Source organism: Pseudomonas sp. W4I3 (genome assembly GCF_030816195.1).
Lineage (GTDB): Bacteria > Pseudomonadota > Gammaproteobacteria > Pseudomonadales > Pseudomonadaceae > Aquipseudomonas.
Genome location: NZ_JAUSXS010000001.1, coordinates 4,773,219 through 4,787,574, shown reverse-complemented (window position 1 = coordinate 4,787,574; position 14,356 = coordinate 4,773,219). Strand labels below are relative to the sequence as shown.

General features: G+C 60.0%; 10 protein-coding genes. 7 read left to right on the top strand and 3 right to left on the bottom strand.

All coding sequences use genetic code 11. From position 1 onward, the window contains the following. Positions 1–96 precede the first annotated feature (96 nt). Entirely contained in the window at positions 97–2,688 is a 2,592-nt protein-coding gene (locus QF045_RS21685) for a hypothetical protein (RefSeq protein WP_306493962.1), read from the top strand. 273 nt (positions 2,689–2,961) lie between these two features. Next, on the top strand, positions 2,962–5,685 hold the full coding sequence (locus tag QF045_RS21680; RefSeq protein WP_306493961.1) for a hypothetical protein: 2,724 nt from the start codon (positions 2,962–2,964) through the stop codon (positions 5,683–5,685). Positions 5,686–5,955: 270 nt separating this feature from the next. On the opposite strand, the gene dsbG is transcribed toward QF045_RS21680, so the two are convergent. The 3 genes from dsbG to dsbD are packed head-to-tail and all read right to left on the bottom strand — an operon-like array spanning position 5,956 to position 9,265. After that, complete coding sequence (gene dsbG, locus QF045_RS21675) at positions 5,956–6,717, bottom strand: thiol:disulfide interchange protein DsbG (RefSeq protein ID WP_306493960.1); 762 nt, start codon at positions 6,715–6,717, stop codon at positions 5,956–5,958. Beyond that, the gene (locus tag QF045_RS21670) at positions 6,693–7,538 is read right to left on the bottom strand and encodes a TlpA disulfide reductase family protein (RefSeq protein ID WP_306493959.1); all 846 of its coding nucleotides are present in this window, start codon (positions 7,536–7,538) and stop codon (positions 6,693–6,695) included. Before QF045_RS21670 ends, dsbG begins: the two co-directional genes overlap by 25 nt. Beyond that, positions 7,538–9,265, bottom strand: coding sequence for a protein-disulfide reductase DsbD (gene dsbD / locus QF045_RS21665; RefSeq protein ID WP_306493958.1), 1,728 nt, complete (start codon positions 9,263–9,265; stop codon positions 7,538–7,540). The genes QF045_RS21670 and dsbD overlap by 1 nt, the downstream gene beginning before the upstream one ends. A 176-nt stretch (positions 9,266–9,441) precedes the next feature. Here dsbD and QF045_RS21660 point away from each other — a divergent pair, with 176 nt between their 5' ends. From QF045_RS21660 to QF045_RS21640, 5 genes are all read left to right on the top strand, one after another. Continuing rightward, positions 9,442–10,122: a response regulator gene (locus tag QF045_RS21660; protein WP_124363741.1), complete on the top strand. Its 681-nt coding sequence runs from the start codon at positions 9,442–9,444 to the stop codon at positions 10,120–10,122. Then, positions 10,122–11,441: an ATP-binding protein gene (locus QF045_RS21655; protein ID WP_306493957.1), complete on the top strand. Its 1,320-nt coding sequence runs from the start codon at positions 10,122–10,124 to the stop codon at positions 11,439–11,441. The genes QF045_RS21660 and QF045_RS21655 overlap by 1 nt, the downstream gene beginning before the upstream one ends. A 122-nt stretch (positions 11,442–11,563) precedes the next feature. Continuing rightward, on the top strand, positions 11,564–12,331 hold the full coding sequence (locus QF045_RS21650; RefSeq protein ID WP_306493956.1) for an N-acetylmuramoyl-L-alanine amidase: 768 nt from the start codon (positions 11,564–11,566) through the stop codon (positions 12,329–12,331). A gap of 226 nt (positions 12,332–12,557) precedes the next feature. Beyond that, positions 12,558–13,958, top strand: a complete 1,401-nt coding sequence (locus QF045_RS21645; protein WP_306493955.1) for an aspartate aminotransferase family protein — start codon at positions 12,558–12,560, stop codon at positions 13,956–13,958. 82 nt (positions 13,959–14,040) lie between these two features. Next, positions 14,041–14,262 (top strand): MbtH family protein, encoded by a 222-nt coding sequence (locus QF045_RS21640; protein WP_057008136.1) that lies wholly within the window; start codon positions 14,041–14,043, stop codon positions 14,260–14,262. The last annotated feature ends 94 nt before the right edge of the window (positions 14,263–14,356 follow it).

The following is a 14,356-nucleotide window of genomic DNA, read 5'->3' as shown; positions in this document are numbered from 1 at the left end:
GAATTCTGACAGTAGGAAATCACTTCCTTTGCGAGTGAGACTCGACGGTGACCGGATGTCTCGGTGCCGATGAGTCCACGTAAGGGAGTTATGGCTATGAATGAAAAATCTGCTGCGATCGTGCCCGAGCTGACACTGCTCGAAGCGCGGGACGGGCGTCTTGACCCTACGGGGTTGCACGAAACGGGTGCTACCGTTCGCGTCGCGTACGAAGGCATGGACGAAGGCGATGAGATCTGGATGTTCTGGGCCAGCAGACCGTTCGGGGTATATGAGCCTTTTGGGCCGAAACACGGAGTGGAGGAGGGGTTCGTCGACTTTCACATTTCGCCCTATTTCCTTGGGTTGCGTATCAACCGTTTCGCAGAGTTTCACTGCCTGATAAAGCGAGGGGGTGAGGAAGTCAAAAGCGCAGATGCGCTTATCCGTGTCACGCTGCCGTTCAACGACCTGCACGCCCCCTATATACCCCAGGCTGTTGGCGACGAGCTGGATCTCTCAAGGTTGTGCTGCAAAGACCCCGAAGTTGTTGTGCCAGCTTGGGTATTTATTGATCCCATTCAGATCGTTCAGTTACGCCTCACGGCCACCCTGCCGGATGGCTCTAACGTCTACAGATGGTTGGTTGACGGGGAGCGGGTGACTGAAGCAGAAGCGCTCGGTGGCTGGAAGAGACCTTTGCTGCTGAGTGAGTTAATGGATTTTCCCCATGGCAGCAAACTGTTCTTTTCTTTTTTCGTCGCGTTTAACGGCCCTGGCGACCAGGCTTACAGGCTGTTTCCTGGTAAATCAATCAAGTTGTTGACGCAACCCCATCTGGATCTCCCAGAGCCTGAATTGAGGGAGGCGGTACACACGGGCCAAGCTTGGGTCGTCAACCCGGTGAACACGGTTGACGGTGCACATATAGTCGTGACTTACGAGGGCATGTGCTGCGGGGACACGGTGTGCCCGACATTTTCCGGCACCCCTGGGCCGGGCTCGCCGTTGCTGGAATGTCGACAACCGGCCGAAGGTGAAAGCAGTCTGGTGTTTACGGTACCGCCATCGGCGATCAGCGCGAACTTTGAGCAAGACATTACGCTGAAGTACCGCGTCATTCGGTGCGATGGCAGTGAGTGGTTCTCGCCGTCGCCGCGGACAGTCAAAGTGCTGGAGATCAGCGGGCTGCCAAAGCCGGTCGTCATGGAGGCCACCAACGGTACGCTGAACCTCAATCATTTTACAGGTGACGCCACCGCCACCGTGGACCGCTGGCCCTACATTGCGTTGGGTCAACCGTGCTGGCTTTGGGTGACTGGGAAGTTAGAGGATGACACGCTCTATCGCTTTGAGGTGCTGGAAGGCGTGCCCGTGACGGGTGAGTGGCTAACCAATGGCGTCAATACGCCGTTGCCGCGGCTCGAGTTGGAAAAACTGGCGGATTGCAGCGACCTTGAGGTGCATTTTGCCGTGAATTTCAATGGCCGGTCCGATAAGGACAGCGCGACGCACTTCCGGCGATTGGAGCTGCACGTCACCCAGAAAGACTTGGATCTCAAAGCCGCGACCGTGCTTGAGGCCGATGGCTCAGACCTGACGATTTGGAACGGTCGCTATGGTGTGACTGTACAGGTAGCCTACGCGCGCATGAGTCACCATCATACGATTACAGCACGTTGGATCAACCCGAACGGTACAGTCCTGCCGCTTGGCTCCAAAGGCGGCGACAGCGATCGTGGCTATGTCGAGTTTACGGTCCCTCGTGAAGCGGTGATTCATGGCGCGGGGAAAACAGTCCTTATCGATTACACCGTTACCAGCGACTGTAAATTTGCACCGTCCAAAACCTTTGCGTTGAAGATCAGCAGGCCGACGCGGTTGCCGACGCCGGTGGTGGAACAGGCTACGCCACGTGCTACTCAATACGGCATTCTCGATCTGACTACCTTCCCCGCAGATGCTTTAATCACAGTTGAACCCTGGTGGTTTGCGTTGGCCGGACAATGTGTCTGGCTCAAATGCACGGGTATTAAAAAGGATGGAACTGAGCATACTTTCTACGTGGTGAAGGGCCGCCCGCTTACCCCGGAGGAGGCCCAAGCGGGGCTCTCTCAAACGCTGAGTCGATCAGATCTTTTGCTGCTAAAACATGATTCTCCCCTGACGGTCACCTGTATGGCAGCGCCAGATAGCAATGAACCAGAAAGGAGTTCCATCACCTTCCCAGTATTGAACCTGATAGTGAAGCGGCAACTGATCTGCCATGTAGAGCGCTTTGAAGGGCTGGCGTTGGGGATGTTTGCCGCAGGCGGCAGTATTCAGACGGATTTGATGAAAATAACCTTTACCTCGGGGGCGGGTTTGGCGGGTATAGGTACCTATGGTAATGACAGCTACTACTCGGGTAAGCACTTTGTCATGTGCCAAAATTCCGATCATCAAATTCCACCGCAACTGCATCGATTTGATTTCAGCCGTGAACTGGAATCTGTCAGGTTCAGTTGGGCCTGGAAACAACGCCCAGCGACAGTCACCTTTTATGACCCAGCCGGAAATATGGTCCGGCAAGAGACTTATCCCGATGATTGGCGAGGCGGTTTTTGGGTCGAGTTGGTCACGTCGCCTGGGACCACGGTGGCGTGGATGACGATACTTGTAGAGGACTATTCGTTTATCGATAACTTCAGCATGTGCTACCGGGAGTAAGCGGTGTTCGCTGATACACAGTCAGCGAATCCCATGAGTCGTTGTTCTAGAAGAGTGCCCGCCGAGTGCGGGTATTCTCCTGACGGACTGTTCAAGTACACAGCCAATGCAGGAGGGAGGGCGCTGTCCGTTGGTCGGGTAGCGCCTCTTTTTCAGTGAGAACTGTCGATTCTGACAGTAGATGCAGGCCAGAAAAAAAGACCTACTACAGGGCACGACTTGGCCGTTTGGATTGGCCAAATATAAAAGCACCCTGAACACGGAGTTTTTATCATGGCTAAGCAAACACCCCCTGCAACCCCCAAGATCTCAGCGAGCGCCGACGGCGCGCCAAAGCCACAGAACCCTGAATCGAAAGCGGCTCAGCCCAGTGCGATGGAAGTCAACGCCCCATTGATTTCCAGCGAGGTCCACGGGATTGTTGTTCCGTCCGCAATGAAAGGCTCATACCTGACTGTCGATCCACGTATGGACGGATCAGACATCACCGTCACGTTCAGCGCAAAGGAGGCGCCTGAACTTGTACTTGAGAATCTGGTGGATTCGAGCGGTGAGACAGGGGCCAGGGAGATTGAAATTCCCTTGAGCTACTTGACGAGGCTTATGGGGTTCACTGCCCTTTTTTCATATACAGGCAGATCGCAAGGTCAGCTCGCCGCTTCTCTGGTCAAGGAAGTGGGCATATCGTTCTACCCGGCAAGTGAAAGTGAAGCGCTTGCGCCTCGACTGCTTCACGAAAAAATCCTGCATAACACGCCTACCTATGACATGAAGGACCATGAAGGGAACGAGACGGTTATTGTGCCGCTCCACCCGCTGGCGAAGGCGGGCGATAAGGTGTACTGCACAGCGGTCACTGAGCAAGACGTTCCTCCGCATGAGTTCTACACCGTGATTTACGACCATAGGTTGACTGAAGAAGAGGTCGCCAGCGGTGATGCGCTGCGACCCGAGATTGCACGGGGCTGGCTGTCACGGCGCAAACCATGGAGGTCCATCACACTTCAGTCTGCCTGGATCACCAGCGGCTTACCGGCTGAACCCCCTGCTGACATTGATCCGCATCTTGAAACGCGCCTACCGCGAAATGCGCTCGAAGTTCAGCGGCGCCGTACTGCTGCGTTGATCGTGGCACCAGGCTTAGACCTGCCGCCTCCGCACCTGAGGCAGTCTGTGCAATACAACGATGAGTGGTGCCTTAACCCTGAGAACACCCGAGAGGGAGGGGAGGTCATCATTCCCGGCCTTGATGCTTATAAAGGCGACGAGGTGAAGTTTTATGTAAGCGGGCCCGGTTACGCGAAGAAGCTGCTAGGCCATGTAACGCTTGAGCAGGACGGGGACCTGCCGTGTATCAAATTGTCGGCCTGCGTGGTGGCGTGCTTTTTCACCCAGGCTATGACGCTTAGCTATACCCTTGGCTTCAACGACAATGAACAATCTTCACCTGTACGCGTCATCAACGTCCTTACCCCAACATTCCCCCCTGCGCAGATAGAGGAAGCGACTAAAACAATCCTTAGCCTTACTACGTTCAAAGGGGATGCCACGGCGAGGGTGCCGGTACCGGCCTACAGCGTGTGTTCGAGTTATTGCTGGATGTGGTTCGTGGGCAAGTATGAAGATGGCCGTGCTTACCGCTTCGATATCCTGGAAAGGGCAACGATGACGGATGCCTGGAAAGCGCAGGGTGTGATCGCACCTATCCCCAGGGCCGCGCTGCAGGAACTGGCTGATTGCAGTACGTTCGAACTGCATTTTGCGTTGAGTTTCTGTGAGAAGGACACGTTCGAGAGTGCACACGCGTTTCCCGTACAGACATTCACCATTGAGCAGGAGCCTCTTGAGTTACTGGCCCCAACAGTCACAGAAGCCGTGGGCAACGAGCTGACCGTGTGGAATGGACGAGATGGCGTGCATGTCGAGGCGAGTTACCTCGGCAACCATCCCACCCACACCCTCAGTCTGTGTTGGACGCAGCCAAACGGAACGTGCTGGCCGTTGGAGTCCCAGCCGGGCAGCGCCAGTGGAACCACTACTTTTCTGGTCCCTCGAGAGGCGGTGATCGAAAGCATCGGCAAAACGGTGAAGATCAACTACACCGTCACCAGTGCGTGCAAGGTGCAGACGTCAAAGGATCTCAACCTGCACATCAGCGTGCCGGTGCGCCTGCCGACGCCAGTGGTGGAGCAGGCTACGCCACGTGCTACTCAATACGGCATTCTCGATCTGGCTACCTTCCCCGCAGATGCTTTAATCACAGTTGAACCCTGGTGGTTTGCGTTGGCCGGACAATGTGTCTGGCTCAAATGCACGGGTATTAAAAAGGATGGAACTGAGCATACTTTCTACGTGGTGAAGGGCCGCCCGCTTACCCCGGAGGAGGCCCAAGCGGGGCTCTCTCAAACGCTGAGTCGATCAGATCTTTTGCTGCTAAAACATGATTCTCCCCTGACGGTCACCTGTATGGCAGCGCCAGATAGCAATGAACCAGAAAGGAGTTCCATCACTTTCCCAGTATTGAACCTGATAGTGAAGCGGCAACTGATCTGCCAGGTGGAGCGCTTTGAAGGGCTGGCGTTGGGGATGTTTGCCGCAGGCGGCAGTATTCAGACGGATTTGATGAAAATAACCTTTACCTCGGGGGCGGGTTTGGCGGGTATAGGTACCTATGGTAATGACAGCTACTACTCGGGTAAGCACTTTGTCATGTGCCAAAATTCTGATCATCAAATTCCACCGCAACTGCATCGATTTGATTTCAGTCGTGAACTGGAATCTGTCAGGTTCAGTTGGGCCTGGAAACAACGCCCAGCGACAGTCACCTTTTATGACCCAGCCGGAAATATGGTCCGGCAAGAGACTTATCCCGATGATTGGCGAGGCGGTTTTTGGGTCGAGTTGGTCACGTCGCCTGGGACCACGGTGGCGTGGATGACGATACTTGTAGAGGACTATTCGTTTATCGATAACTTCAGCATGTGCTACCGGGTGTAAGCAGGGCGCCGCTATACATTCAGCGCCTGGATCGTGACCCGGTGGGCAATGTTGTCGGTAAGCCTGGCAGTTACTAGAGGGCGGTTTCGTCGCCTCCTCAAGTACCATGAGGCTCGCTTTCCACAATGCGGTGATGGGGATAGACCCGATTAATGATTTTGAAGTGACTCAGCTCACGGTGAAGGAGAACATTTGATCTGGCGCTGTTGAGGCGTATCAAAAACAAGGCCTCCAGTAATGGAGGCCTCTTTCGTTAGATATTAGGGCGTTCTATTTCGGCCCCAGAATCTTCACCAACTTCTCCGGCGACGGCGCCCCCTGCTGTTGCTGCAAACCACCCTTGTCATCCAGATAGAAAATCGCCGGCGTCGCCGACAACTCCAGCTCCTCCATCAACTTCATATTGGCATCGAGCTTGGCTTCGATATCCGCCGGGATCTTGGCCAGTGCCTGCAACTTGCTGCCCTTGCCGGCGGCTTCATGTGCTTCCAGGGCCTTTTGCGGGTCCTTGGCGGCGAACAGCGCGGCGGATTTGCCGGGGCTGTCTTCGCGAATGATGCCGACCATGATGTGGCGCAGTTGCACCTTGCCGGCCTTGACCCATGGCCGCGCCTGTTCCCAGAACATGTTGCAGTACGGGCAGTTGGGGTCGCTGAACAGGTAGACGGTGCGCGGGGCGTTTTTGTCGCCGTCCTGGATCCAGCTGCTCTTCTCCATCTTGGCCCAGACTTCCTTGGCCATCGGCGCGTACACCAGTTTTTCCAGGGGCGCGCTGCTCAGGTCATTGCCCTGGGCGTCGTACAGGTTGCCGGCGAGCACGCTGTTGCCGTCGGCGGTCAGGTACAGCGCCATGCCGCGGTTCTGGTATTGCGCCGCGTAACCGGTGAGGCCGCTGGGGGCGTCGAACTTACCGAGGATCTTGGCGCCCTTGGCTTCGATCTGTTTGATCGGGGCCGGCCAGTCTTCGGCCTGGGCCAGCGTGGCGGCCAGGGTCAAAGGCAGCAGGGTCAGCAGGTGGCGGAGGCGAGGCATGTGGGTTTCCTTTGTGGGGCGGTGTCGAAGGGTTCCATGGCACGGGCCAGGCTGGCTTGGGACAACTCGCCAAGGTGGCTGTTGATCAGGCGTCCGTCGGCGGTATAGAACAGCGTGGTGGGTAAAGCCATGGAGCCGACGGCCTGGCCGAGGCGACCGCTGGCGTCGAATAGCACGTTGTCGAGGTTCAGGCCCTGAGTGGCCAGGTAAGTGCTGACGCTTTGCATGCTCTCGGCCTGGTTGACGAACAGGAAGGTGACGTCCGGGCGTTGGTGCTGGGAGCGTTCCAGCACCGGCATTTCTCGACGGCACGGCGGGCACCAGGTGGCCCAGAGGTTGATCACCAGCGGGCCGCCTTTGTAGTCGGCCAGTTGCACCACGTTGCCGTTGGCGTCGCGCAAGGTGATATCCGGCAGTTGCGAGCCCTTGTCGTAAAGGTTCAGGGAGAGGCTGGCCATGCCCCAGAACAGCAGGCCGCTGATCACCCCGGCGCTCAGCGGCTTGCGCAGGGCCGGGCGTCGCCAACCGTAGGCCAGCGCACCCAGCACCAAGGCGATAATCCCGGGCCAGGCGAGAAAGCCGCCATCGCGCAGGTCGACCATCTGCAGCCAGTCGTTGCTGTACTCGCTCCAGTACATCAGCACAAAGCTGACGCGGGCGGTCAGCATGCCCAGCAGGAACAGGCTGAACAGCACCGACTCCGGGTTTTCGCCGCCGCGTTTGGCCACGCGCCAGCCCACCAGGGTGGCGAGGATCAGCGCGCTGATCAGCAGGATGTGATTCAGGGCGATGGCGAAGGTGCCGATGGTGAGGGTCAGCATCAGCGCGCGTCTCGGGTTTGCGTCCAGCGTTGCAGGAAGGCGGCGGCATCCACTTCGCCAGTGATGCGATGGGCGCGACGCTCTTCACCGTCCGGGCCGATCCAGACGAAGCTCGGGGGCCCAGGCACTTTATAGCGGCCGAGCAGCTCGCGGCTGGCGGCGTTGTCGGCGGTAACGTCCAGGCGCAGCAGGCGCACCTCTTTCAAGGCGTCCATCACTTCAGGTTGGCCGAACACCTGTTTTTCCATGATCTTGCACGACACGCACCAGTCGGCGTAGTAATCCACCAGTACCCATTGGCCCTGTGCCTTGGCGCTGTCGAGTTGGCCTTGCAGTGCGGCGGGGTCATTGATGGTCATGAATGCATCATGCGTGCTGGTTGCCGCAGCAACCCGCGAGCCGCTGTAGACCTTCAGCGGTTGCCATAGCTCATCGCTGCCACCCGCCGCGCCCACCACCAGTACCGCGCCCCACAGGCCCAGCACCACCGAGCCTGCGCCAAACACCCTGGCGGCCAGGCCGTGTTCACGGGCCAGCGTCCAGCCGCAATAGGCCATGACCAGTGCCAGCGCGCCCCACAGGCCGATCCACAGGCTTTCGCCGACCACCGGGCGAATCATCAGCACGGCGGTACCGAGGAACAGGAAGCCGAAGACGCCCTTGAGTATGTTCATCCAGGTGCCCGGCTTGGGCAGGAAACGGTTGCCCACGGTGACCAGCAGCAACAGTGGGATGCCGATGCCGATGCCCATGGCGAACAGGATCAGGCCACCGTGCAGCGCGTTGCCGCTCTGGGCGATATACAGCAGCGCGCCGGCCAGGGGCGCAGTCATGCAGGGGCCCACCAGCAGACCGGACAACGCGCCGAGAACGCCGGCGCCGATCAGGCTGCCACCGCTTTGCTTGCGGCTGACGTTGTCGAGGCGGTCACGCAGGAAGGCCGGCAGTTGCAGTTCAAAGAAGCCGAACATCGGCAGGGCGAGAATCACGAACAAGGCGGCGAAACTGCCGAGGATCCACGGGGTTTGCAGCAGCGCGGCGAGGTTGCCGCCGAGCAACGCGGCCATTACGCCCAGCGCGGCATACACCAGCGCCATGCACACCACGTAGCTGCTGGCCAGGGCAAAGCCGCGACGCGGGCTGGCGCCGCTGCCCACCACCAATCCGGCAAGGATCGGCAGCATCGGCAGCGAGCAGGGGGCAAATGCCAGCAACAGGCCCAGGCCAAAAAAGATCAGCAGGCTCCAGCCCAGGCTGCGCTGTTGCAGGTCGCTGGCCAGGCTCTGGTCCTGGGCCTGGGCGGTGGCGGCGACCGCCGGGTTACCGCCCAGGTCCACGGTGATCGATTGCGGCGGGTAGCACAGGCCGGCATCGGCGCAGCCCTGCCAGCCCAGCTTGACCTGGCCGGTGGCGCCGGCCGGGATCTTCACTTCCAGGCCCTGGCGATACACCTGCTGTTCGCCGAAGAATTCATCGCTGTGGGCTTCCCCCTGGGGCAACACGGGCTTCTCGGCCAGGCCGTCGAATTTCATGCGCTGCTGGTACAGGTAATAACCATCGGCAATCTGCCAATACAGCTGGGTCTCGCCACTTTCAAGACGCTCGGAGGTAAACGTAAAGGCTTTGCCCACCGGCAGAAAATCGGGTTTGGTCTCGAAAGGGTTGCCCGGCGCGGCCTGGGCCAACCCCGCGAACAACACCAGCAGAAAGGTCAATAGATGCCGCATGGTCCAGCCTTAGTTCGATGCAAGTGAGGCACACAATGTGTGGCGTTGATTAACCGATGATTAACCGGGAGCTATTCTAGAGCGTAGGGATTATCTGGTGTTGCGAAGTTAGCGGCATAATGCGCGCTTAATCCGTGCCTTTTCTAATCACCCGCATCTTTCATGAAGGGTTCAGCATGCACGTACTGGTCTGTGAAGACGACGAACTGATCGCCAGCGGCATCGTGGCCGGCCTCACCGCCCAGGGTTTCACGGTCGAGCGCGTGGGCACGGCCGCGGCGGCCAGGGCGATGCTCAGGGCGGCGACCTTCGACATCATGGTGCTCGACCTCGGCCTGCCCGACGAAGACGGCCTGAAACTGCTGCAACAACAACGCAGCCAGGGCCTGGAGATTCCGGTGCTGATCCTCACCGCGCGCGATTCGGTGACCAACCGTGTCGACGGCCTGCAGGCGGGCGCCGATGATTACCTGCTCAAACCCTTCGACCTGCGCGAACTCGCCGCCCGTCTGCAAACCCTGTTGCGCCGGGTGGCGGGGCGCAGCGTCAACCTGATCGAGCATGGCCGCCTGGCCTATGACCCCAGCAGCCGCGAGACTTTCCTGGGTGGCCAGCCGGTGGACCTGTCGCGCCGTGAACAAGCGCTGTTGCAGGCCTTGTTGCACAACAAGGGCCGCGTATTGTCCAGTGAACAGCTCAAGGACAGCGTCTACGGGTTCAACGACGAGCTCGAGAGCAACGCGCTGAACGTGCACATCCACCATCTGCGGCGCAAATTGGGCAATGGCATCGTCGAGACCGTACGCGGCCTCGGTTATCGCCTGGGCCCGGCCGATGCGGGAGAGGACGCTTCGTGATGAGCCTGCGCCTGCGCCTGACGTTCAAGCTCGGCGCCGCTTTTGTGTTGATCTGGGCCCTGGCGGCGGCCTGGATGCTCAACGACCTGCGCAATCAGATGATGTTCTCCCTCGACCAGCGCTTGGTGGCGTCGGCGCGCATGGTGGCGGGTCTGACCGAACAGATGCCGGGCCTGGCCAGCGTCGGCGCTGGCACCCGTTTACGCACCGAACAACTCAACGTGCCGGGGGGCATGGCCTGCCAGGTCAGTTCCTTGCACGGCGAAATCCTCGCGCGCAGCCATACCACGCCGGATGAGGGGCTGGAGTCGCGCAAGAGCGGTTTTCGCGACCAGGTGATCGATGGCGTGGGGTGGCGCAGTTTCACCCTGTCCCGTGGTGACCTGCTGATCACCACGGCCGACCGTCAGGTGGAGCGCGAGGCGTTGAACCTGTCGATCCTGCTCGCGGCGTCGGTGCCGGTCGGCGTCGCCTTGCTGGGTTGCCTGTGCCTGTTGTGGCTGGGCATCGGCCAGAGCCTGGTGCCGCTCAATCGCATGCGTGACGCCTTGATGCGCCGCAGCGCCGACTCCCTTGAGCCGTTGCAGATCCACCCGCTGCCCAGCGAACTCAAGCCGTTGCTCGACACCCAGAACCAACTGTTGCAACGCATCGCCAAGGCCATCGAGCGCGAACGCCGCCTGACCGGCGACGCCGCCCATGAGCTGCGCAGCCCGTTGACGGCAATCAAGACCCACTTGCAGGTGGCCCGCATGACCGAGGGCGCAGCCCGTGACCAGTCCCTGGCTCACGCCGAGGAAGGCGCCGACCGCCTGCATCGCACCCTGGAGCAACTGTTGCTGCTGGCGCGGGTGGAGGGCAGTCTGTCGTTTGACGATGGTTTGCAGTCCAGCGCCGAGGAAGTCGCCAGGCTGGCGATCCAGGATGCCAACGCCGGGGACAACTCGCGCATCGACCTGATCCTGGCGGACAGCCTGGCCGACACACCGGTGGACATGCCCGTGGGCCTGGCCGTCGCGGCCTTGCGCAACCTGCTGGACAACGCCTTGCGCCACACCCCGGCCGACACCCGCGTGGAGCTGAAGGTATTTTCCAGCGCTGACAACGTGGTATTTCGCGTGCGGGATCATGGCCCGCAGATCTCCAGTGATGACCTGCAATACCTGACCCAGCGCTTCTGGCGCAATGGCAGCAGTGAAGGCTGTGGCCTGGGCCTGGCGATCGTTCAAGCGATCGTCCAGCGCTGCTCATGCTCGTTAACGTTCGACAGCCAGGTGGATGGCCTGCGGGTTGAATTGGGTATGCCGTTGCGACGCTGATCGCTTTTCTGCACGTGCCAAATAGTTACCGCCCCCCTGAGGCTCAAGACTTCAGGATGGCGGTAATTTTTTTGCGCTTGAAAGGGCCGAATGATTCGGCCCGTACTGAAAGGACGGATCTTATGTTGGTCATCGATACCAGTTTCCCTGCCAGGGATTTCAACGAACGTAACGGCGAGCCCGTCGGGCAGGTGATCCTGCATTACACCGCGGCGCCCTTTACATCGTCCTTGCGCACCCTGACGCAGAACGGGGTCAGCGCTCATTATCTGCTGCCCGATCCCGATGAGCCCGGCTACCGCGCCGCCGGTTATGACGAACTGCGCGTGTTTCGCCTGGTGAGCGAGGACCTGCGCGCCTGGCATGCCGGGGCCAGCCATTGGGACGGGCGGGATAACCTCAACAGCCGTGCGATTGGCATCGAAATCGTCAACCTGGCGCGTGATGACAAAGGGGTGTTTACCTTCCCGGCGTATCGCGAGGCACAGGTGGAAGTCTTGATTACGCTTATGCGCGACATTCTTGAGCGCTACGCCCACATCGGCCCGGTCGGTATTCTCGGGCACTCGGATGTGGCGTACTGGCGCAAAAGCGATCCTGGGCCTCGGCTGCCCTGGCGATACCTGCATGAAGCCGGGGTAGGAGCCTGGTTCGACGAAGCGACCCGAGCGATGTACCAACGCAGGTTTTACATGGGCTTGCCGCCGGAGGTGGAGGTCGAACGGGCGTTTCAGCGGTATGGGTACAAGCCGGCATGGAGTCGCCAGGCCTTTGAACAGCGCACCCGGGCATTTCAAATGCACTTTCGGGCGCGCGATTACAGTGGGCTTCTGGACGCCGAGACCTGCGCGATCCTGTACGCGCTGAATGAAAAATACCGCGGGCTTTAAGCCGAACACCGGTCAAATGTGGGAGGGGGCTTGCCCCCGATACAGGTGTATCAGCCAGCCAATGTTTAGCTGACACACCGCTATCGGGAGCAAGCCCCCTCCCACATTAAATCCGACCAGGCCCCTAAATCGCCTCGGTCCAGATGCGTCTTCAGAACATGAAGTCCGTGCGCATTCTCCACCCCCACGGATGACCACCATCACCCGCGTATTGAGGGATCGAGAGATGTCAGTCGCCACCAGCCCCATCGAAGCCGCGCCTGTGCACGTCAGCGAAACGCTTTACCAGTTCGACGACAGCCCGCTGCTGGCCCGCCAGCGCCAGCAGGAGTCGAATGCCCGCAGCTATCCTCGGCGCATTCCCCTGGCACTCAAGCGTGCCAAGGGGATCTATGTGGAAGACGTGGAGGGTCGCCGTTTCATTGACTGCCTGGCCGGTGCGGGAACCCTCGCGCTCGGCCATAACCACCCGGTGGTGATCCAGGCCATTCAACAGGTCCTGAGCGATGAGCTGCCGTTGCACACCCTGGACCTGACCACGCCGGTCAAGGACCAGTTCGTGCAAGATCTGTTCGGCCTGTTGCCGCCGGAGCTGGCGCGAGAGGCGAAAATCCAGTTCTGCGGTCCCACGGGGACCGACGCGGTGGAAGCCGCCTTGAAGCTGGCACGCACCGCAACCGGGCGCAGTACGGTGCTGTCCTTCCAGGGCGGTTATCACGGCATGAGCCAGGGTGCGTTGAGCCTGATGGGCAGCCTCGGGCCGAAGAAACCGCTGGGCGCATTGCTCGGCAGTGGCGTGCAATTTCTGCCATACCCCTACGACTACCGCTGCCCGTTCGGCCTGGGTGGCGCTGAGGGGGTGCGGGTTAACCTGCATTACCTGGAAAACCTGCTCAACGATCCCGAAGCGGGCGTGTTGCCGCCGGCGGCGGTGATCGTTGAAGTGGTGCAGGGCGAGGGCGGCGTAGTCCCGGCAGACCTCGACTGGCTGCGCGGCCTGCGGCGTATCACCGAGCAGGCGGGCGTCGCGCTGATCGTCGATGAAATCCAGAGTGGTTTTGGCCGTACCGGCAAAATGTTTGCCTTCGAGCACGCGGGTATCATCCCGGACGTGGTGGTGATGTCCAAAGCGATTGGCGGCAGCTTGCCGCTGGCGGTGGTGGTGTATCGCGACTGGCTCGACACCTGGTTGCCGGGGGCCCATGCGGGGACGTTCCGAGGCAATCAGATGGCGATGGCGGCAGGTTCTGCGGTGATGCGCTACCTCAAGGAGCACGATCTGGCCGGTCATGCGGCGGCCATGGGCGAGCGCCTGGGCGAACACCTGCGCCTGCTGCAGCGCGACTTCCCGCAACTGGGGGATATTCGCGGGCGTGGGCTGATGCTTGGCGTGGAGCTGGTGGACCCGGATGGCAAGCGCGACATCCAGGGCCACCCGCCCGTGCATCGTCTGCTCGCACCGCTGCTTCAACGTGAGTGCCTCAAGCGTGGCTTGATCCTCGAGCTGGGCGGGCGGCATGGCAGCGTGGTGCGTTTCTTGCCGCCGTTGGTGATCACTGCCGCTGAGGTCGACCAGGTCGCCGAAATCTTCGGGCGCGCCTTGGCGGCAGCGCTCGCCGGCCTCTAATTTTCGTGGCCCTTGGTACGTTTCTACAGATATCAGCGCTGTGCATGGTGCACAGCCAGCCTTTGAACGACGGAGAACAGCAATGACCTCAGTATTTGACCGCGACGACATCCTGTTTCAGGTAGTGGTCAACCACGAAGAGCAATACTCGATCTGGCCCGACTACAAGGCTGTGCCGGAGGGCTGGCGCACCGTGGGCAAGAGCGGCTTCAAGAAAGAGTGCCTGGCCTATATCGAAGAGACCTGGACGGACATGCGTCCGCTGAGTCTGCGGCAGAAGATGGATGGCGCGGCACTCGCTTAAACACCACGGATCCAATGTGGGAGGGGGCTTGCTCCCGATATAGGTGTGTCAGTATCAGATGAACTGGCTGACACACCGCCATCGGGAGCAAGCC

Bases quoted from the DNA above. Each gene is read 5' to 3' on its own strand.
- QF045_RS21655 (WP_306493957.1), top strand. From the start codon at position 10,122: ATGAGCCTGCGCCTGCGCCTGACGTTCAAGCTCGGCGCCGCTTTTGTG.
- dsbD (WP_306493958.1), bottom strand. From the start codon at position 9,265: ATGCGGCATCTATTGACCTTTCTGCTGGTGTTGTTCGCGGGGTTGGCC.
- QF045_RS21680 (WP_306493961.1), top strand. From the start codon at position 2,962: ATGGCTAAGCAAACACCCCCTGCAACCCCCAAGATCTCAGCGAGCGCC.
- QF045_RS21685 (WP_306493962.1), top strand. From the start codon at position 97: ATGAATGAAAAATCTGCTGCGATCGTGCCCGAGCTGACACTGCTCGAA.
- QF045_RS21640 (WP_057008136.1), top strand. From the start codon at position 14,041: ATGACCTCAGTATTTGACCGCGACGACATCCTGTTTCAGGTAGTGGTC.
- QF045_RS21645 (WP_306493955.1), top strand. From the start codon at position 12,558: ATGTCAGTCGCCACCAGCCCCATCGAAGCCGCGCCTGTGCACGTCAGC.
- QF045_RS21650 (WP_306493956.1), top strand. From the start codon at position 11,564: ATGTTGGTCATCGATACCAGTTTCCCTGCCAGGGATTTCAACGAACGT.
- QF045_RS21670 (WP_306493959.1), bottom strand. From the start codon at position 7,538: ATGCTGACCCTCACCATCGGCACCTTCGCCATCGCCCTGAATCACATC.
- dsbG (WP_306493960.1), bottom strand. From the start codon at position 6,717: ATGCCTCGCCTCCGCCACCTGCTGACCCTGCTGCCTTTGACCCTGGCC.
- QF045_RS21660 (WP_124363741.1), top strand. From the start codon at position 9,442: ATGCACGTACTGGTCTGTGAAGACGACGAACTGATCGCCAGCGGCATC.